General features: G+C 67.0%; 17 protein-coding genes. 13 read left to right on the top strand and 4 right to left on the bottom strand.

Translation table 11 applies throughout. The annotated features are described in order from the left end of the window. Window positions 1-75: 75 nt before the first annotated feature. Entirely contained in the window at window positions 76-474 is a 399-nt protein-coding gene (locus Y590_RS24000; RefSeq protein ID WP_060772055.1) for a response regulator, read from the bottom strand. A gap of 102 nt (window positions 475-576) precedes the next feature. Here Y590_RS24000 and Y590_RS23995 point away from each other — a divergent pair, with 102 nt between their 5' ends. The 11 genes from Y590_RS23995 to Y590_RS23945 all read left to right on the top strand — a co-directional run bounded on the left by Y590_RS23995 (window position 577) and on the right by Y590_RS23945 (window position 12,149). Next, window positions 577-930: an Hpt domain-containing protein gene (locus tag Y590_RS23995; protein ID WP_060772054.1), complete on the top strand. Its 354-nt coding sequence runs from the start codon at window positions 577-579 to the stop codon at window positions 928-930. A 382-nt stretch (window positions 931-1,312) separates the two neighbouring features. Further along, a complete protein-coding gene (gene pal, locus Y590_RS23990; protein WP_056116883.1) occupies window positions 1,313-1,825 on the top strand; it encodes a peptidoglycan-associated lipoprotein Pal in 513 nt (170 codons plus the stop codon). 173 nt (window positions 1,826-1,998) lie between these two features. Next, the gene (gene ybgF / locus Y590_RS23985) at window positions 1,999-3,024 is read left to right on the top strand and encodes a tol-pal system protein YbgF (protein WP_060772053.1); all 1,026 of its coding nucleotides are present in this window, start codon (window positions 1,999-2,001) and stop codon (window positions 3,022-3,024) included. Beyond that, the gene (gene tilS, locus Y590_RS23980; RefSeq protein WP_060772052.1) at window positions 3,021-4,049 is read left to right on the top strand and encodes a tRNA lysidine(34) synthetase TilS; all 1,029 of its coding nucleotides are present in this window, start codon (window positions 3,021-3,023) and stop codon (window positions 4,047-4,049) included. Before ybgF ends, tilS begins: the two co-directional genes overlap by 4 nt. 137 nt (window positions 4,050-4,186) lie before the next feature. After that, window positions 4,187-6,115 carry an ATP-dependent zinc metalloprotease FtsH gene (ftsH, locus tag Y590_RS23975; RefSeq protein ID WP_060772051.1) on the top strand — a complete coding sequence of 643 codons (1,929 nt, stop codon included), beginning with the start codon at window positions 4,187-4,189 and terminating at the stop codon, window positions 6,113-6,115. Window positions 6,116-6,230: 115 nt separating this feature from the next. Further along, window positions 6,231-6,980, top strand: coding sequence for a sulfite exporter TauE/SafE family protein (locus tag Y590_RS23970; protein WP_060772050.1), 750 nt, complete (start codon window positions 6,231-6,233; stop codon window positions 6,978-6,980). Between the two features lie 234 nt (window positions 6,981-7,214). Further along, window positions 7,215-8,555: a phosphoglucosamine mutase gene (glmM, locus tag Y590_RS23965; RefSeq protein WP_060772049.1), complete on the top strand. Its 1,341-nt coding sequence runs from the start codon at window positions 7,215-7,217 to the stop codon at window positions 8,553-8,555. 264 nt (window positions 8,556-8,819) lie between these two features. Then, window positions 8,820-9,686, top strand: coding sequence for an outer membrane protein (locus Y590_RS23960; RefSeq protein ID WP_060772048.1), 867 nt, complete (start codon window positions 8,820-8,822; stop codon window positions 9,684-9,686). 182 nt (window positions 9,687-9,868) lie between these two features. Then, window positions 9,869-10,726, top strand: coding sequence for an outer membrane protein (locus Y590_RS23955; RefSeq protein ID WP_003601522.1), 858 nt, complete (start codon window positions 9,869-9,871; stop codon window positions 10,724-10,726). 239 nt (window positions 10,727-10,965) lie between these two features. Next, window positions 10,966-11,865 carry an outer membrane protein gene (locus tag Y590_RS23950; protein ID WP_060772047.1) on the top strand — a complete coding sequence of 300 codons (900 nt, stop codon included), beginning with the start codon at window positions 10,966-10,968 and terminating at the stop codon, window positions 11,863-11,865. A 26-nt stretch (window positions 11,866-11,891) separates the two neighbouring features. Next, window positions 11,892-12,149 carry a hypothetical protein gene (locus Y590_RS23945; RefSeq protein WP_060772046.1) on the top strand — a complete coding sequence of 86 codons (258 nt, stop codon included), beginning with the start codon at window positions 11,892-11,894 and terminating at the stop codon, window positions 12,147-12,149. A gap of 7 nt (window positions 12,150-12,156) precedes the next feature. Here Y590_RS23945 and Y590_RS23940 read toward each other — a convergent pair whose 3' ends face one another. Next, window positions 12,157-12,705 carry an HNH endonuclease gene (locus Y590_RS23940; RefSeq protein ID WP_060772045.1) on the bottom strand — a complete coding sequence of 183 codons (549 nt, stop codon included), beginning with the start codon at window positions 12,703-12,705 and terminating at the stop codon, window positions 12,157-12,159. A 715-nt stretch (window positions 12,706-13,420) separates the two neighbouring features. Here Y590_RS23940 and Y590_RS23935 point away from each other — a divergent pair. Beyond that, window positions 13,421-16,150, top strand: coding sequence for a DUF3772 domain-containing protein (locus tag Y590_RS23935; RefSeq protein WP_060772044.1), 2,730 nt, complete (start codon window positions 13,421-13,423; stop codon window positions 16,148-16,150). A gap of 219 nt (window positions 16,151-16,369) precedes the next feature. Next, entirely contained in the window at window positions 16,370-16,798 is a 429-nt protein-coding gene (locus Y590_RS23930; RefSeq protein ID WP_060772442.1) for a CAP domain-containing protein, read from the top strand. Between the two features lie 21 nt (window positions 16,799-16,819). Here the strand turns inward: Y590_RS23930 and Y590_RS23925 are convergent, their stop codons facing one another. Next, complete coding sequence (locus Y590_RS23925; RefSeq protein ID WP_060772043.1) at window positions 16,820-17,653, bottom strand: OmpA/MotB family protein; 834 nt, start codon at window positions 17,651-17,653, stop codon at window positions 16,820-16,822. A 14-nt stretch (window positions 17,654-17,667) separates the two neighbouring features. After that, a complete protein-coding gene (locus Y590_RS23920) occupies window positions 17,668-18,441 on the bottom strand; it encodes a motility protein A (protein WP_060772042.1) in 774 nt (257 codons plus the stop codon). Window positions 18,442-18,527: the final 86 nt, after the last annotated feature.

Here is an 18,527-nt window from a genome sequence, read left to right as displayed (position 1 = left end):
CCGCCCCAATCGCCCGACTTCCAACCGCTTCCGTTCTCGCGACAACGGCGGCGCAGTGGTCTTGTCGGAACCCACTCAGCCGGCGACGCGGCGCGCGTCTCCGACGCCGCGCGACGCAGCCATGACGCTTGCCAGTTCCACGATCTCCCGGGCCTGGAACGGCTTACGGATATAGATACTCCCGGGAACCGTGCGGCTCTCGATCTGCGCCGCGGTCGAGGCGTAGACGACCGGCCGCCTCGGATGACGCTCGCGATAGGCGGCAGCCACGGTCCAGCCGTCGATCAGACCAGGGAGGAGAATGTCGGTGAGCAGCCAATCGATGGCCTCGCCCCCGTCCCGCAACGTCGTCAGCGCCGCCTCGCCGCTCGACGCTGCGAGAACGCGCATGCCCTCGCGCTCGCAAAGCCGAGTCAGCATCTCAAGTAGCAGGTAATTGTCCTCGACGATGAGCACGGTCGGGGCGGAAGGCATGGCCCTTATCCAGTTTGCGGCGCGCCCATCACATGGCGGAACAGTTAATGCATCATTAACTCCACCGCCGCATAGCAAGTTTTCGCAAAGCTGAGCAATGGAATGAATGAGCCTGACGCGCAGCGTCCCGCCCAGGCACCAGCCTTCGATGCCGACGCGCTGGCGGAGTTGGAGGATCTGTTCGGCCGCACCCGCCTCATGGAGCTGCTCGAAGTCCTCGACCACGAGATCGCGATCCGCCTCGATCCGCCCGCCCGTGAAGCGTCGCGGCTTGCCAGCGACGCACACATCCTCGTCTCGTCGAGCGGTGCGCTCTCCTTCAGCCGTCTGTCGGGCGCCTGTGCAGCTCTGGAGCAGGCCTGTCTGAGCGGCGCAGAGATCGCGGCGCCGCTGGGCGCCGCGGTTGACGCCGCCCGCCAGGCACGGAACGCGATCGCGACGTTGCGCGGCGTGTGACACCGCTTCTGTTGCCGCACCGCAACGTCAATCGTCAAAGCGGAGCCGTTTCCTCTCGCGCCCACGGCCCGCCGCAATCTTGAGCAGAACACTGAGGTCGCTGCGGTCGAGCTTGGATCGGTCGTCGGTCGATGCGGTCGCGGCGGCGCAGCCGCCGTCCGGCCCGTCTCGCGGACAGACAGCGGTGCGGGTGCTTCCGTGAGAGACACTTAACCATCCGCGGCTACACTATTCGGCATGAAACGCTTGGGGCCGACACGGATCCGTGTCCGGTCATCGGGAGCGCCTTCAAACTGAGATTCGGAGCCGGCCCCTTTCGCCAGACGATTGGAGCGGGCACCGGCAGGACAACCGGCACGGCTCGGCCGTGAGGAGAGTGACGATGTCGACACCCGCGCGTTTCCGTGGGCTTTCCCTGACGCTGGCACTTTGCGCCGCACTCGGCCTCGGGGCCTGCAGCAAGGACAGCGATCTTGCCGATGCGTCCGGCTTCGGTGCCGGCGGCGCCGGAGGCGCGGCCCGCCCCGGCAGCGCCCAGGATTTCGTGGTGAATATCGGCGACCGGGTATTCTTCGAATCCGACTCGACCGATCTCACCCCGACCGCGACCGCGACCCTCGACAAGCAGGCATCGTGGCTCCAGCGGTACCCGCGTTACAGCTTCCTCATTGAGGGCCATGCCGACGAGCGCGGCACGCGAGAGTACAACTACTCCCTCGGCGCCCGCCGGGCACAGACGGTGCAGGATTACCTCGCCTCCCGCGGCATCTCGGCCTCGCGGATGCGGACGGTGTCCTACGGCAAGGAGCGCCCGGTGGCGGTTTGCAACGACATCTCCTGCTGGTCGCAGAACCGCCGCTCCGTCAGCGTTCTGGACGGCGGCGCCGGCTCCTGAGACGGGTGCGGGCCCGGTTTTGCGGCCGACCGGGCCATCTGCTATCGGGTAAGCGTGTCTCATCGAACCTTCGGTCGTCGACCGTCGCCGCTCCGGCCGCGACGGCGCAGCGGAGGGTTCGGGAAGGACACGACGTCGGCCGCGAACCAGAAGACCGATCGGTGCCAGCCGCCATGTTCCGCCGCCTCCTCCTGACCCTCGGACTCGGTTTCGCGATCGCACCAGCGGTGCTCTGCGGCGCGCAGGCACAGGACGCGTCGGAGCTCGTGGTGCGTCTCAACCGTCTCGAGAACGTGTCCCGGCAGCTCTCGGGACAGATCGAGACGCTCCAGTACGAGAACCGGCAGCTCAAGGAACAGCTTCGGAAGTTCCAGGAGGATGTCGAGTTCCGCTTCCAAGAAGGGAAGGGGAGCGCCGCCGCGCCCACCCGCAAGGCACCGGCGTCCGCAGCACCCCCGCCCTCGGCCGCCCCCTATGGCACCAATCCGGGTGAGGGCCGGCCCGGTAAGCGCAGCGATGCCTTCGATCCGGAGCAGAACCCGAATGCGCCGGGCGCCCCGAAGCCACTCGGGACGACGCAGCCCTCGCTGCCCTTGCCGACCGGCGCCATCGCCGAGGCGGAGGCACCCCAGCGCCGCTCTGTCGCCCCGACGGTGGTGGAGGCGGATTCCGATTCGTCGGAGGACGGAGATCTGCCGCCGCCCGGCTTCGGCGGTCCGGTGGACCTCTCGCCGCCGCCCGCGCGCACCGGGTCGATTGCGCCGCTCGAAGCACCCGTCGGGAGCGCCAGCATCGCCGCCACCGGCAGCGGCGACGCGCAGGCCGATTTCGAGGTCGCTTACGCTCTCATTCGCGAGCGCCAATACGAGCAGGCCGAGATGAGCCTGCGTCAGTTCATCCAATCGCATCCGCGCGACCGGCTGGTGCCGAAGGCGACCTACTGGCTCGGTGAAAGCTATCTCCAGCGCAGCCGCTCCCGCGAGGCCGCCGAGCAGTTCCTGAAGGTCTCGACTGACTACGCGAATTCGCCCGTCGCCCCTGAGGCGATGCTGAAGCTCGGCACCTCCTTGCATGCGCTCGGCGCGAAGGCCCAGGCCTGCGCCACGCTGGCCGAGGTCGAGCGCAAGTTTCCGAGCGCCGGCGCCACCGTGCGCCTAGGCGTCGAGCGGGAGCAGAAGCGCGCCCGCTGCGCCGCTTGAGCGCAGCGCCCGCGTCCCTCGACGACCGGCTCGACCGCGCCCTCGCACCATTCCTCAACGAACCCGCTGGCCCGGCACTGATTGCGGTCTCGGGCGGACCCGATTCCACGGCACTGATGCACGCGGCCGCCCGGGTGGGGAAGGACCGGTTCCGCGTCGCCACGGTGGACCACGCCCTCCGGCCAAGTTCGGCCGATGAGGCGCTCGGGGTTGGGCGCCTGGCCGCCGAACTCGGCCTTGTCCACACGATTCTGACCTGGGACGCGCCGCGACGTGGCAGCCGTATCCAGGCCTCGGCGCGCAGCGCCCGCTACAGGCTCCTGACCGATCATGCCGCAGGGATCGGCGCGGGGCTCGTTCTCACCGCGCATACACTGGACGATCAGGCCGAGACCGTGCTGATGCGGCTCATCGCCGGAAGTGGGCCCTCCGGACTCGCCGGGATGCGGGACGAGCGCCCCCTGGCACCGGGCATCCGGCTGGTGCGGCCCTTCTTGAGCCTCTCGAAGGTCGATCTGGTGGCCTATTGCGAGATGCACCGGCTCCCGTTCCTGTGCGATCCCTCCAACACGGATGAGCGCTTCACCCGAGCCCGGTTGCGCCGCCTCTTGCCGCTCCTTGCGGAGGAAGGCCTGAATGCGGCGCGGCTGGCCCGCCTTGCCGTTCGCGCTCGGCGGGACGACACGGCGCTGAGGCAGCGTGCCGAGGTTGTCCTGTCGGAGATCACGCGCACGGACGATGGTGGGCTGCGTCTCGACGGGCAGCGCCTGTGTCGCGAGCCATGCGCCATCGTCGTGCGCGTCATCGACGCGGCTCTCGACACGGTCGCGCCGGCTCACGAAGCACCCGTTCCGAAGCGCCTGGAACGGCTCGAAGCGCTGGTGCTCGATGCGCTGCTGCCGGCTCTGACCGAGAGGAGGGCGTTGCGCCGCACCCTCCGCGGGGTCCTGATCGAGGCGGAAGGGGAGGGGACAATCCGCCTTGTCGCGGCGCCGCCGCGCAGGGCACCGGATCGCCGCCGCTAACGTTACGCGGTCGCCCTCGACGCAGGGGCATCCGATTTACTTGGCAACCGGTGGGGCGCCGCCTACATTGGCCCGGAGTGCGTGGGGTATGCCGCGACATTGCGGGACGACGCTCGCACGCCTCCCAGGACCGATCGATGAACCCGAATTTCCGCAATTTCGCCCTGTGGGTCGTCATCTTCCTGCTGGTGCTCGCCCTCGTGACCCTGTTCCAGAACCCGGGTCACCGTGGCGGCGGCAGCGAGATCGCCTACAGCCAGCTCCTGAACGATGCCGACGCCGGCAAGATTCAGTCCGTCACGATCTCCGGCCAGGACGTGAGCGGCACCTATGTAGGCGGCGGCAACTTCTCGAGCTACGCGCCGAACGACCCGGGCCTGGTCTCGAAGCTCCAGGCCAAGGGCGTGCAGATCACGGCGCGTCCGCCCTCCGACAACACGCCCTGGTTCATCCAGCTTCTTGTGAGCTGGTTGCCGATCCTCGTGTTCATCGGCGCCTGGATCTTCCTCTCGCGCCAGATGCAGTCCGGTGCCGGACGCGCCATGGGGTTCGGCAAGTCTAAGGCCAAGCTCCTCAATGAAGCGCATGGACGGGTCTCGTTCGACGACGTGGCCGGCGTCGAGGAGGCCAAGGAGGACCTTCAGGAGATCGTCGAATTCCTGCGCGATCCCCAGAAGTTCCAGCGCCTCGGCGGCCGCATCCCGCGCGGCGTGCTGCTCGTCGGCCCGCCCGGCACCGGTAAGACCCTGATCGCCCGTGCGGTTGCGGGTGAAGCCAATGTGCCCTTCTTCACCATCTCCGGTTCGGACTTCGTCGAGATGTTCGTCGGCGTCGGTGCGTCCCGCGTTCGTGACATGTTCGAGCAGGCGAAGAAGAACGCGCCCTGCATCATCTTCATCGACGAGATCGACGCGGTCGGCCGTCACCGCGGCGCGGGTCTCGGCGGCGGCAACGACGAGCGCGAGCAGACCCTCAACCAGCTCCTCGTGGAGATGGACGGGTTCGAGGCCAACGAGGGCGTCATCATCATCGCGGCGACCAACCGCCCCGACGTGCTCGATCCGGCCCTGCTGCGTCCCGGCCGCTTCGACCGCCAGATCATGGTGCCGAACCCGGACGTCACCGGCCGCGAGCGCATCCTGCGCGTCCACGTCCGCAAGGTGCCGCTGGCGCCCGACGTCGATCTCAAGGTCATCGCCCGCGGTACCCCCGGCTTCTCGGGTGCCGACCTGATGAACCTCGTCAACGAGTCGGCGCTGCTGGCCGCACGCCGCGGCAAGCGCATCGTCACGATGCATGAGTTCGAGGATGCCAAGGACAAGGTCATGATGGGCGCCGAGCGGCGTACCCTCGTCATGACCGAGGACGAGAAGCGGCTCACCGCGTACCACGAGGGCGGCCACGCCATCGTCGCCTTCAACGTCCCGGCCACCGATCCCGTCCACAAGGCAACGATCATTCCCCGCGGCCGGGCGCTCGGCATGGTCATGCAGTTGCCCGAGCGCGACAAGCTGTCGATGTCGTTCGAGCAGATGACCTCGCGGTTGGCGATCATGATGGGCGGCCGCATCGCCGAGGAGATGATCTTCGGCAAGGACAAGGTGACCTCGGGCGCCCAGTCCGACATCGAGCAGGCGACGCGCTTGGCCAAGATGATGGTCACGCGCTGGGGCTTCTCGCCGGAGCTCGGCACCGTGGCCTACGGCGACAACAACGACGAGGTCTTCCTCGGCATGTCGATGGGCCGCCAGCAGACGGTCTCGGAGGCCACCGCGCAGAAGATCGATGCGGAAGTCCGCCGTCTCGTCGAAGCGGGCCTGGAGGAGGCGCGCCGCATCCTCGAAGAGCGCAAGGACGATCTCGAGGCGCTGGCGCAGGGCCTTCTCGAATACGAGACCCTGTCCGGCGACGAGATCCGCAAGCTGCTCCAGGGCGAGCCGCCGGTGCGCGACTCGGGCGACGTGCCGCCGACCCCGGCCCGCGGCTCGCCGGTGCCCTCGACCGGCCGTGGCCGCCCGCGCGGCAGCGATGGCGGGTTGGAGCCGAGCCCGCAACCGCAGGGCTGAACACCGGATCGAACCTGGAGAAGGGGCGCCGCGAGGCGCCCCTTTTTCATGGCCATCGCGCGCGGCAGCGCATCGGCAGGCCGTGCCCCAAGACAAGGGTGAAAAGACCCGGCGCATGTCGAGTTCGGTCTATCTCATCGTCGCCTTCGGCGCAGCCATCGCCGGCTTCGTCCAAGGGCTGTCGGGCTTCGCGTTCGGCCTCGTCGCCATGTCGGTCTGGGCCTGGGTGATCGACCCGCAGCTTGCAGCGGCCCTCGCGGTGACCGGTGCGCTCACGGGGCAGATCATTGCTGCGGTCACGATGCGCAGGGGCTTCGATCTCCGCCTCCTGGCACCGTTCGTGCTCGGCGGCCTTGCCGGTGTCCCGCTCGGGACGCTCCTGCTGCCGCATCTCGACATGCACTGGTTCAAGACGATCCTCGGAGCCGTTCTCGTGCTCTGGTGCCCCGCGATGCTCCTGTCGAAGGATCTACCGCGCATCACCGTCGGCGGCCGTATCGCCGACGCTGCCGTCGGACTTGGCGGCGGCATTCTCGGAGGCCTCGGCGGGTTCACGGGAACGCTGCCGACACTCTGGTGCACGCTCCGCGGCTACGAGCGTGACGTGCAGCGCGCCGTCATCCAGAACTTCAATCTATCGATGCTCGCCGTCACGCTGGCCGTCTACGTCGCATCCGGTATCGTCACACGAAGCATGCTGCCGATGATCCTCGTGGTGCTGCCGGCCATGCTGATCCCGACCATCATCGGCACGCGTGCCTATATCGGCTTGAGCGAGACCGGGTTTCGCCGGCTCGTCCTCGGCCTTCTGACCGTCTCAGGCATCGCCCTGCTTCTCTCGGGCCTGCCGCAACTTCTTCGATAGCGCAGCCTGCGGCTTTCGGAAAATGCCATGCAAAAACAACAGGCTCGTGCCACCGCCTGAATCCAACGTCCGGGACGATGCACGCGCCGCTGGCCAAACCGGCCGGGCCGCCCCATTTCGAACGCCTTTGTCACGGAGCAACCGGTTCACGATACCCGAGATCTTTTCTGCCGGCCGGGTGCCATTCTGGTAATCTGGTGCGGTGCGAACCACGCCGAGTGCGGAGAAGCGACGTTGCGCAAACACTTCGGAACCGACGGCATCCGTGGACGGGCCAACGGCATCATCACACCGGAACTTGCTCTCAAGGTCGGGCAGGCCGCGGGCGTGATCTTCCAACGCGGCGACCACCGCCACCGCGTCGTGATCGGCAAGGATACCCGCCTCTCGGGATACATGATCGAGACCGCGCTCGTCGCAGGCTTCACCTCCGTCGGCATGGACGTGCTGCTGCTCGGGCCGATGCCGACCCCCGCCGTCGCCATGCTGACCCGCTCGATGCGCGCCGATATCGGCGTGATGATTTCGGCCTCGCACAACCCCTTCGAGGATAACGGCATCAAGCTGTTCGGGCCCGACGGCTTCAAGCTCAACGACGAGCTCGAACTCGAGATCGAGAGCCTGATCGACGGCGACATGCGCAACCGCCTGTCCGCTTCGCGCGACCTCGGCCGCGCCAAGCGGATCGAGAGCGTGCATGCCCGCTACATCGAGTTCGCCAAGCGCACCCTCCCGCGCCACGTCACCCTGGACGGTCTGCGGGTTGTCGTCGACTGCGCCAACGGCGCGGCCTACCGCGTCGCGCCGGAAACCCTTTGGGAACTGGGCGCCGAAGTGATCTCCATCGGTGTCGAGCCGGACGGGTTCAACATCAACCAGGATGTCGGCTCGACCGCGCCCGAAACCCTCGTGCAGAAGGTGCGGGAGCTGCGCGCCGATGTCGGGATCGCCCTCGATGGCGACGCCGACCGTGTGCTGATCGTCGATGAGAAGGGCCAGAAGGTCGATGGCGACCAGCTCATGGCGGCCGTGGCCCGCTCGTGGCAGGAGGATGAGCGCCTGACCCAACCGGGACTGGTCGCGACGATCATGTCGAATCTCGGCCTCGAACGCTACATCAACAGCATCGGTCTCACCCTCGCCCGCACGGCCGTCGGCGATCGCTACGTGCTCGAACATATGCGCCAGCACGGCTACAATCTCGGCGGAGAACAGTCCGGCCACATCATCATGTCGGATTACGCGACCACGGGCGACGGGCTGGTGGCCGCGCTTCAGCTCCTCAGCGTCGTCAAGCGCCGCAACCTGCCCGTGAGCGAGGTGTGCCACTGCTTCGAGCCGCTGCCGCAGATCCTCAAGAACGTCCGCTTCCGCTCCGGTGAGCCCCTGCGCGCGGATTCGGTCGTCACCGCCATCGCCCATGCCAAGGACCGGCTCGGCCAATCGGGCCGCCTCGTGATCCGCCCCTCCGGTACCGAGCCCGTGATCCGGGTGATGGCCGAGGGGGACGACCGTGATCTCGTCGCCGAGGTCGTGGACGAAGTCGTGGACGCCGTCACCCGCGCAGCGGCCTAAAGCAATCCGGCCGGATACGGCTCTCAGCCGGGAATCGGCTCGGCGACGCGAAGGGCGGGACCGATCCGCTGCCGGGACGGTCACCGGCGGAAAGCACAAGCAGCGATGGCACTGATTTTCCGGCAGCTTTGCCAATCATGACAACGGATCGGCAAGGATAACTTTTTACGTTAAGTCCGACTTAACCTTCATCGACCATCCTTGCATTCGCATCTCGGGCCGGCCTTCAATTTTCGGCGCGCTCGATGGGTCAAGGAAATCGTAATGCGCCGCCGCACCAAAATTCTCGCATTGGCGCGCTCCTTCACGCTCCTCGCGAGCGTCGGGGTGCCCGGCCTCGCACAAGCCGCCGACCTGCTGCCACCCCCGCCGCCGATGCCCGAGCCGCTGCCCGAGCCGGACGTGTTCGCGGGCGGGTGGTACCTTCGGGTCGATGGCGGCTACGGATCGCTCGACTTGCGCAAGAGCATTGCCGAGGACGTCTCGCATCCGCCCAAGCCGTACGACTACGCCGTCGTGCAGGACAAGGTCTCCAACCAGTACTTCATCGGCGGCGGCGTCGGCTATCAGATCAATCCGTGGCTGCGCGTCGATGCGACCGGTGAGTACCGCTTCCGCAGCAAGTGGACGTTCGTCGCCGAGGACAAGACCTTCGGCGATACCGGCGGCTACAACGTCACCAGCGGCAAGTTCGATTCCATCGTCGGCCTCGCCAACGGCTATGTCGATCTCGGCACGTGGTATGGCGTGACGCCGTTCGTCGGTGCCGGCGTCGGTGTCGCCCACCACAGCTTCGGCGGCGTGACCGACAAGGGCTTCGGCGCGTATGAGGGGGGCTACGGTATCGGCCGCCACAACGAGCGGACGAACTTTGCCTGGGCCCTTCATGCCGGTCTCGGCTACGCCGTGACACAGAACATCAGGTTCGAGGCGGCCTACCGCTACCTCAACATGGGCGAGGCCACGACCGGCGTCGTCACCTGCGCTCCGGACTGCCCGAAGACCGTCTATCGCGTGAAGGAACTGGAAGCCCACGACGTCAAGGTCGGTCTGCGCTACCTGTTCGGCGCCCCGGTCGCCGTCGCCGCGGTCGATTACGCGCCCCCGCCTCCGCTGGTGCGCAAGTACTGATTTTCCCGAACCTTCGATTGTATTGCCACGGCGCGGACACCCTCCGCGCCGTTTTTGTTTTCAAGTTGCTGAATCTCTGGATCCCTGCTGGTTAAGGTTAAGCCGATCATAACCTTTATCGGCAAATCTGCCGGTCATCGAGGCGCGGGCCCCTCCTGCCGCCGCCTCCGACGAGGCTTCCCATGATCGCATCGCATCGTCTGGCGCTGGCGGCCACGCTCGCGACCGGCACCCTCCTCGGGGTTCTGACCGGCTCCTTCGCATCCCCTGCCGCCGCGGCGGATCTGCTTCCGCCGCCCCCGCCGCCGCCTGTCCAAGTCGAACCGGTGACCATCGGCAGCGGCTGGTACCTGCGCGGCGACTTCACGCAGAGCTGGTACGACCACCCGCGCGACGATGCCATTCTCGATCCGAACGATCCGGGCATGCCGCCGCTGGTCGGGCTGCGCCTGAGTTCCGAGACCGGTTACGGCGGCGGCGTCGGCTACCAGATCAATCCGTGGCTGCGCGTCGACGCTACCATCGACCAGCGCGCCGCCTCGTCCTTCCGCGGCTACTCCTCGCGCTCGGTGTTCGAGACCGGCTACAATCTCGAAGCCGGCAAGGTCGATGTGCTGACCGGCCTCGTCAACGTCTACGCCGACATTGGAACGTGGTACGGCTTCACGCCTTACGTCGGCGCGGGTGTCGGCTTCGCCGACAAGCGGATGAGCCGCAACTACACCCAGACGACATGCCTGATCGACGGCTGCGACGGGTCCGCGGGCACGGGACCGCGCAACGCCGCCTTCCGCGCCAACCACTCGGTCATGACCTTCGCCTGGGCTCTGACGGCCGGTCTGTCCTATGACATCGGTGCCGGTTTCAGCGTGGACGCGGCCTACCGCTACATCGATCTCGGCCGGATCCGCAGTGGACTGGACGAGTTCGGCGGCCTCACCCGTGTGAAGGATCTGACGGCCAGCGAATTCCGGGTCGGCCTTCGCTACCGCTTCGCCGACGGCCTGCTCGCCTCTCCCGTTCGGAACTTCGGCAACTGAATCGACCAAGATCGTTCCTGAGGAACGCACGGCGTCCGGGCTTACCCCCGGGCGCCGTTCTCGTCTTGGCCGACGCACCGAACGCTCGCGTATCGCGCCGAAAACGATGGGCAGGGGTACGAATCCACGATCTCGGGACGCCATCCAATGTTGGTCCGGCACGAAAAATTAAGGTTACCGAACTAGTACGAAAGGGTCAGCCCGGCGCAGCAACGGCCCGGTGCGTGAGGACGACGACGATGCGTATCGCGACCCTGGCTTTTCTGACGACCGTTCTGGTTTCACCCGCTCTCGCCGCCGATCTCGATTACGGCGTGCTGCGCGGCTACGACGATGATTACCCGGCACCGGCTCCGATCATCGACTGGAGCGGGTTCTATGTCGGCGGACATGGCGGCTATTCGTCCGCGGCCCTCGGCTTCAACAACGCCTTCCAGCCGATCGTTGCGAATGCGCTCCGCAACACAGTCGCGGAGTCCGAGATGGGCGCATCTCATTATCTCGCTGCACGCGCTACTCATTCTGGCGGGGCGAGCTACGGCGTGTTTGCCGGCATTAACTACCAATTCGAAGATGTCGTCGTGGGTCTTGAGGCAGACTATACATTTTTCGGACGGAGCGGGGATACTTTCGATCGAATCAGCCGCAGGGTGATCACCAAGGACGATTTCCTCACCACCGTTACTTTGGACGGCCAAGCAAGAACGAAGATCCAAGATTACGGAACAATCAGAGGAAGACTCGGCTACGCTTTTGGAAATCTCCTTCCCTTCGTTACGGGCGGTGCGGCTGTCGGCCGCGCAACTGTAAGCGACACGGTCACAGTTCAGAACTACGGCTACAATAACGCGACTTACGCGTCGAATCAGACCGGCACCACTAAATCATTCATCAATAACTACGGTTACTCGAGTTTCAATCAAGATTTTCCGCCTGGCAGCATCCCAGCGCCCGGCACGGTTCACGGAGCGACAAAGAAGGTCACCGTGGTCGGCATCGCCGTCGGTGGCGGCCTCGAATACGCCATCACGCCGAACTTCCTGCTGCGCGGCGAGTATCAATACGTCCTGTTCAACGACTTCCAGGGCCATAAGGCCGAGTTGAACACCGTGCGTGGCGGCGCGGCCATCAAGTTCTGACGCGCGACCGAGATCGGAGAGCCGCCATGCGCCATCTGCTTCCGCTCACGGCCGCGACGCTCGCCGGCCTGTCGATCGCGATGACGGATGCGCAAGCCGAGAGCCGCGGCGGAGCTTTCAGGAGACGCCCCGCCGTCACGGCACTCCCGCCGGACATGCCCTACCGCGATCCGCGCCCGCGCTTCCGCGCGTCGCAGCCGGTCGAGCGGTTCGCCGTCCGGGCCTACGTGCCGCGGCCGACCAACCAGCCGATGTTCAACGAGCCCCCGCAGCCGTTGCGCTGACGCGTGGTCAACTGTCGAGCTCGCTGTCCCAGTAGAGATAGTCGAGCCAGGTATGGTGGTACTGGCGGTGGTCGAATTCCGGTTGGCGCCGGTGCAACTCGTGCCGCGTCGGCCGGCGCGGTTCGTTGAGCAACGGCATCTCGGCCTCGTGCGGCGTGCGGTTGGCCTTGCGCAGATTGCAGGGCGAGCAGGCCGCCACGACGTTCTCCCAGGTGGAGAGGCCGCCGCGTGAGCGGGGCACGACGTGGTCGAAGGTCAGACCGCCCGAGGGGAGACGCAGGCCGCAATATTGGCAGGAGAAGGTGTCGCGCAGGTAGATGTTGTAACGGGTGAAGGCCGGGCTGCGGGCCAGCGCGACGTAGCTCTTGAGGGCGACCACGCTCGGCACCTTGAGGGATCGGCTCGGACTGTGCGCCTCGATATCGTAGTTCGCGACCAGGGTGACGCGATCGAGGAACAGCGCCGTGAATGCGTCCTTCCAGGACCACAACGAGAGCGGATTGTAGGAAAGCGGCCTGTAATCCGCGTTGAGCACCAGGGTTTGCAGATCGATCATCGACGCCACTCACTGCTCGTGACGGCGCCCCTCGGGCGCCTCGGCCTCGGACACCGAAGGTCCGACGGGCCATGCCGTACCCGCGACAGTCGGAGCCCAGGGGGCGCCTCGGAACCGTGCCGGAGGGCATGACGCCCCGGCACGGCCGCGAGTCCGCAGGCTGTCGCGCGCGCTCGCGCCGAACCCACGGCCTCAGCGCGTCGCGCTCGGGCGGGTTGGCGGGAAACGAAAGGTGGGGAGGGATCTTGACGCCAACAGCTTCCCCGACCGGCGAGTCGTGCCGGTTCGATCCGAAGCGTGGCGGGGCGGACGATCAGCGCCGCCTCCTCGCTGCGTGAGGATATGGCCAAGTCCATCGCGGCTTAGTGTAATATCAGCGTGACAAGCTTGTGAAGGCGGACCGACCGTCCGTGACGTCGCGGCCTATGATTTTCCTTGGAATAGAGCGTCCATCGCTCCGTTCCGCACGCTTTTGCCCCATTACGCGGGCACACAGACCCGGCCGACGCGCCGTTGTGCGTTGCAAAAGGTGTCGCGGCGTGCCTCTCGGCAAGTCGCGCCATGACCCTAGCTCAGGGGCGGCGCGGAATACCGAGCCCGTCGAGCGCGGGGCAGGCGGCTGTGGCCGCGCGCGACACCATCCGCGAACCGGCCGGCCAGGCTACCCTGGCGCCGATAACCCGACGCGATCCCGTTTCCCCCGCGAAGGACACCGATGCTACGACACTCCCTTCTCACCCGTCTCCGCCTCATGATGCGCAGCAAGGCTCTGATCGCGGCACTGACCGCGGCGGCTCTGCTGCCGAATGCGGCCGTCGGGCAGGGGAGTTCGCCCGGGGCGCAAGCGCCGGCCGCTCAGTCGGCACCGGCCCCGAAGCACCAGACGGCGGCGCCCCCGGCGAATGGGCAACCGGCTGCGGCGGACGGGCAGGCCGCGCCGGCTCCCAAGCCGGCAGCGCCCAAGGTGCCCGTCTCGGAAGCGCTGCAAACGCTCCGCGACCGGCTCGACGCCATCAAGGCGGATCTCGAAGCGCGGGAAAAGGCGATCTCCGGGCAGAATGTCGGCGCGGGCGATCTGACCCGCGCCCGCGATGGGCTCGACCCGCTCGCCGACCGGCTGCGGTCGGTGATCGAGCTGCTCGGCCCACGGCTGGAGGCCGCGCGCGAGCGGCTGACGCAAATCGGCCCGAAGCCGAAGGAGGGCGAGGAGGGCGAGGAGGTCGCCCGTGAGCGGGCCGAGCGCGAGCAGGCGGTCAACGACATCGACGGCACCCAGCGGCTGGCCAAGTCGCTGCTGGTGCAGAGCGACCAGATCGTCGATCAGATCTCGAATCGCCGTCGCGCTGCCTTCACCCGCGGCTTGTTCGAGCGCAGCTCCTCGCTGTTGAGCCCAGACCTGTGGATGCGGGTCGCCGCCGACATTCCACGGGACATCAGCTCGCTGCGCAGCGGCTTCGACGACACCGTCTCCCTGTTCCGCCGCAACGGCACCCTGTGGAACCTGCTGATTCTCGGTCTCGCCTTCGGCCTGTCCTTCGCCCTGTATTTCGGACGCCGTAACATCGCCCCGGCGCTCGGCCGCCGGGACATCAACGTCACCTCACCGTCGAAGCGGGCCAAGCTTCTGGGTGCGTGGCGCGTGCTCCTGCTCGGCACGCTGCCCGCGCTCGCAGGCAGCTACGCCGTCTACTACGCCCTCGACGTCACCGAGTTGCTGCCCGCCCGGTTTCTGCCGGTCGCCAGCATCATTCTCGGCGGCATCGCCTTCATCGCCTTCGTCGAGGCGACCGCCGACGCGCTGCTGGCCGTCAACAAGCCGGCTTGGCGTCCGGCGCCGGTCTCGGACGCGGCGGCATGGCGGATCAACGCGCTCGCCGTCAGCATCGCCGTGGTCATCACCGTGTCGAAGTCGACGGAGGCGCTGAACTCGGCGATCTACGCCGCTCTGCCCATCTCCATCGCCACCCGCGGCATCGGGGCCGTCACGGCCGCGCTGCTGCTCGCCGTCGGCCTCCATCGCTTCGCCGATACCGCGGAGAAGGAGGAGGAGTGTTTCGGCCCCTATGTCGGCACCGACACCTCGGCCAATATCGGTGGGCCGCTGCGGTTGCTCGGCTGGGTCGCGGTCGCGGTGATCGCGGCGGCGCCCTTGGTGGGATATGTCGCCCTCTCGGCCTTCCTCGTCGATCAGTTGATCTGGAGCGCGAGCGTCCTCGTCCTGCTCTGGCTCCTCATCATGAGCGTCGATGTGCTGATCGGCGGCTCGCTGTGCGAGGAGACCCGCCTCGCCACCACGCTCCAGGCCAATACCGGGCTGCGCAAGCGCTCGCTCAACCAGATCGCGGTGCTGGTGACCGGCTTTGGCCGGGTCGTGCTGATCGCCGTCGCGGCGCTCCTGACGCTCGCGCCCTGGGGGCTCGATTCGACGGACGTGTTCTCCTCGATCCGCACGGCCTTCTTCGGCTTCAAGGTCGGCGACGTCACGATTTCGCTGTCGTCCATCGCCTACGGCGTCGGCATCCTCGGGGTCGGCGTGTTCATCACCCGCGGCGTGCAGCGCTGGCTGGAGAACACCTATCTGCCGGCGACCGACCTTGATGCCGGCCTGCGCAACTCGATCTCGACGGTCGCGGGCTATGTCGGCTTCCTGCTCGCCCTGGCGCTGTCCTTCTCGTATCTGGGCTTCAGCCTCGAGAAGCTGACCATCGTCGCCGGCGCGCTGTCCGTCGGTATCGGTTTCGGCCTCCAGTCGATCGTCAACAACTTCGTCTCGGGCCTGCTGCTGCTCTGGGAGCGCCCGATCCGGGTCGGTGATCAGGTACTGATCGGTGACAGCGAAGGCATCGTGAAGCGGATCTCGGTGCGCTCCACCGAGATCCAGACCTTCGACCGCTCGGCCGTGATCGTGCCGAACTCGAATCTGATTTCGGGAATCGTGAAGAACCGCGTGCGCGGCGACCGCACCGGCCGGGTCATCCTGTCCGTCAGCGTGCTGCGCAGCAAGGATCCGGTCCAGGCCGCCGAGATGATGGTCGCCTGCGCCAAGGCCCATCCGGACGTGCTCAAGGAGCCGCCGCCGCGGGTGGTATTCAAGAAGATCGGCGATCCCTTCCTGGAGTTCGAGCTGGTCGCCATGGTGGTCGACGTCAACCTCGGCCAGAAGGTGCAGAGCGACCTCAATTTCTCGGTGTTCAAGACTCTGGCCGATGCCGAGTTCATCCCGCCGATGGGTCCGGCTTCGAGCTTCATCACGGTTCAGGGCCTGGAACCGGTCCGCGACGCGCTCGGTCAGATCGCCCATGCGGTCGGCAGCTCGGCCACGCAGGTGATCGCGCCCGCGGCATCCGGAGCGGATGATGCCAAGAAGAGTTCGGCGCCCGAGGAAACCGCCCCCCATAGCCCAGCGAACGAATCACAGGATGTGAACCGCCGACGCCACGGATAGGCAGGCGCGTCCTTCGGAAGAAACGGCGCCGGCGCTGAGGATATCGGGGGCCGGCAGCACCGATACACTTGAGTTTACCGGGGGCAGGGGCCACCTCATCCCTCTGCTCACCGGAAAGCCGTTGTCGTGCTCGGACGTCAAACTCTCGGACACAGGACTTTCATCACCGCGCCTGCGGCGCTCGCGCTCGTTGCCCTGCTCCAGGGCTGCGCGCGGACGATGACGCCCGACACCACCGGGCTGCCGAGCATGTACCTGCCGCTCACCACTGGCAGCACCGCGGTGGATACGGCGGCAGCCCGGGACATGATCTCGGCCTATCGCCGCAACAACGGCGCCGCCCCGCTCGTCATCGATCCCGAATTGCAGCGCCTGGCCGAGACCGAGGCCGCGGCCATGGCGGCCTCCGACCGTCCGAGCAGGAGTCAAACCGTGCGCGCGGCCGTGACCCGGCTCGGCTATGACGGGGCGGATGCCAACCTTTCGGCGGGCTACCACACGCTCGCGGAAGCGTTCTCAGGCTGGCGCGACAGCCCTCCGCACCGGGCCGTCATGCTGTCTCCCGAGGCGACGCGGATGGGCATCGCCACCGCCTACGCGCCGGGCTCCAAATACAAGGTCTACTGGGCGCTGCTGGTGGCCAAGTAGACGCGGTCGGCGGGGGCGCCCTCAGGGCAGGGCTTTACCGTTCGGCGTCGGCGGCGGCTCGGACAATAGCGTGACCGTGACCCGGCGGTTCGCCGCGAGATAGGGGTTGTCGGGAAACATCGGCTCGGTATCCGCCTTGCCCGTCACCGAGGCGAATCGGTCGTCCGGCAGGCCGGCGCCGGCCAACACGTCGCGCACGCTCAGCGCGCGGTTGGCCGAGAGCTCCCAGGGCGGGGCGGTGTCGCGCGTGCCGGGACGGGCCGTCGCGGTGAAGCCGGTCACGGCGATGCGGTTCGGCAGCTTCATCAGCGTCGGCGCCAGACGCTCGAGCAGCCGGCGGGTGCGGTCGTTGGGGCGGCTCGATCCTTCCGGGAACATCGAGCGGCCGTCCTGATCGACGATGGAAACGTCGAGCCCCTTCCGGGTCGGCGCGATGATGACGTTCTTCGACAGCTCCGCCACCTCCGGCATGTCCTGCATCGCCTGCCGCAGGGAGGCGGCGGCCTGCCCGAAAGCATCGGGATAGCCGCGGTCGGGAATGCCGTCGTCGAGGCCGCTGTCGATTTGCGGCGGCGTGGTGCGGTCGGTGGCCCGCTCGGGCGGTACGTCGCGCAGGTGCTTGAACTTGTCCGCCGTCGGAATGCCCTCGCTTTCGAGGATACCGGCGAATTTCGATTCCTTGTTCACGCCGAAGGCGTCGCGCATCGAGCCGGCGACGACCTGAAGCTTCTTCTGGTCCTGGGTCGAGTAGGCGGCGATCATGACGAAGAAGCTCATCAGGAGCGCCATCAGGTCGGCGAAGGTCACGAACCAGCCGTGACCGCCGTGGGCGCCGCCGCGCTTCTTCTTGGCCACCGCTCAAGCCCCCGTTACGCCGCTTCCGCAGCGAGTTCCTCGCGGTGGTTGGCCGGCAGGTAGGCGATGAGCATCTCGCGCACCAGCGAGGGGCTCTTCTGGTCGCGGATCAGCAGGATGCCGTCGATGATGAGGGAGCGCGATACATCCTCCTCCTCGAGCTTGACGTGAAGCTTGTCGGCGATCGGAATGGCGACCATGTTGGCGATCAGGGCGCCGTAGAGCGTCGCGAGCAGGGCGGTTGCCATGGCGGGGCCGAGCTTGGACGGGTCGGACATGTTGGCGAACATCGTCACCATGCCGAGGATGGTGCCGATCATGCCCCAAGCTGGGGCACAGTCGCCGAAGGCACGGTAGATCTTCGAGCCTTCGTCGAGGTGCATCAGGAAGTTGTCGCGGTCGCGCTCCATCGTATCGCGGATGAAGTCGCGGTCGTAACCATCAGCGATGTAGCGCGAGCCCTGGGCCAGGAACGGATCGGAGATCTCCATGCTCTCCAGCGCGATCGGGCCCGACTTGCGCACCACGTCGGCGATTTTGGTGATCTCCTCGATCAGTTCGTGCGGCTTCACCGAGCGCATGGTGAAGGCGTAGCGCAGCCCCATCGGCAAGCCGTGCAGCATGGTCGAGAACGGAAAGCGGATCATCGTCGCGGCGATGGCACCGCCGAAGATGACGATCACCGCGTGCTTGTCGAAATAGGCGGCGAAGTTGCCGCCGTCGATCATGATGAGGGTGAACACGACGCCGACGCCGCCGAGCAGCCCGATACCGGTTGCGAGATCCATGACGCCGATGCCCGAAGCCCGGCCAATCACGCAGGCCGTCCCCAACTTCTAAAAAAACAGGCTGAAGGAACGGTAAAGGGCTTGGA

The organism is Methylobacterium sp. AMS5, from assembly GCF_001542815.1.
Lineage (GTDB): Bacteria > Pseudomonadota > Alphaproteobacteria > Rhizobiales > Beijerinckiaceae > Methylobacterium.
This window is presented reverse-complemented; position numbering and strand designations above follow the sequence as displayed.

What these genes read in the sequence shown, in the direction of transcription:
- Y590_RS24000 (WP_060772055.1), bottom strand. Translation starts at nt 474, where the DNA reads ATGCCTTCCGCCCCGACCGTGCTCATCGTCGAGGACAATTACCTGCTA.
- Y590_RS23995 (WP_060772054.1), top strand. Translation starts at nt 577, where the DNA reads ATGAATGAGCCTGACGCGCAGCGTCCCGCCCAGGCACCAGCCTTCGAT.
- pal (WP_056116883.1), top strand. Translation starts at nt 1,313, where the DNA reads ATGTCGACACCCGCGCGTTTCCGTGGGCTTTCCCTGACGCTGGCACTT.
- ybgF (WP_060772053.1), top strand. Translation starts at nt 1,999, where the DNA reads ATGTTCCGCCGCCTCCTCCTGACCCTCGGACTCGGTTTCGCGATCGCA.
- ftsH (WP_060772051.1), top strand. Translation starts at nt 4,187, where the DNA reads ATGAACCCGAATTTCCGCAATTTCGCCCTGTGGGTCGTCATCTTCCTG.
- Y590_RS23970 (WP_060772050.1), top strand. Translation starts at nt 6,231, where the DNA reads ATGTCGAGTTCGGTCTATCTCATCGTCGCCTTCGGCGCAGCCATCGCC.
- Y590_RS23960 (WP_060772048.1), top strand. Translation starts at nt 8,820, where the DNA reads ATGCGCCGCCGCACCAAAATTCTCGCATTGGCGCGCTCCTTCACGCTC.
- Y590_RS23955 (WP_003601522.1), top strand. Translation starts at nt 9,869, where the DNA reads ATGATCGCATCGCATCGTCTGGCGCTGGCGGCCACGCTCGCGACCGGC.
- Y590_RS23950 (WP_060772047.1), top strand. Translation starts at nt 10,966, where the DNA reads ATGCGTATCGCGACCCTGGCTTTTCTGACGACCGTTCTGGTTTCACCC.
- Y590_RS23945 (WP_060772046.1), top strand. Translation starts at nt 11,892, where the DNA reads ATGCGCCATCTGCTTCCGCTCACGGCCGCGACGCTCGCCGGCCTGTCG.
- Y590_RS23940 (WP_060772045.1), bottom strand. Translation starts at nt 12,705, where the DNA reads ATGATCGATCTGCAAACCCTGGTGCTCAACGCGGATTACAGGCCGCTT.
- Y590_RS23935 (WP_060772044.1), top strand. Translation starts at nt 13,421, where the DNA reads ATGCTACGACACTCCCTTCTCACCCGTCTCCGCCTCATGATGCGCAGC.
- Y590_RS23930 (WP_060772442.1), top strand. Translation starts at nt 16,370, where the DNA reads ATGACGCCCGACACCACCGGGCTGCCGAGCATGTACCTGCCGCTCACC.
- Y590_RS23920 (WP_060772042.1), bottom strand. Translation starts at nt 18,441, where the DNA reads ATGGATCTCGCAACCGGTATCGGGCTGCTCGGCGGCGTCGGCGTCGTG.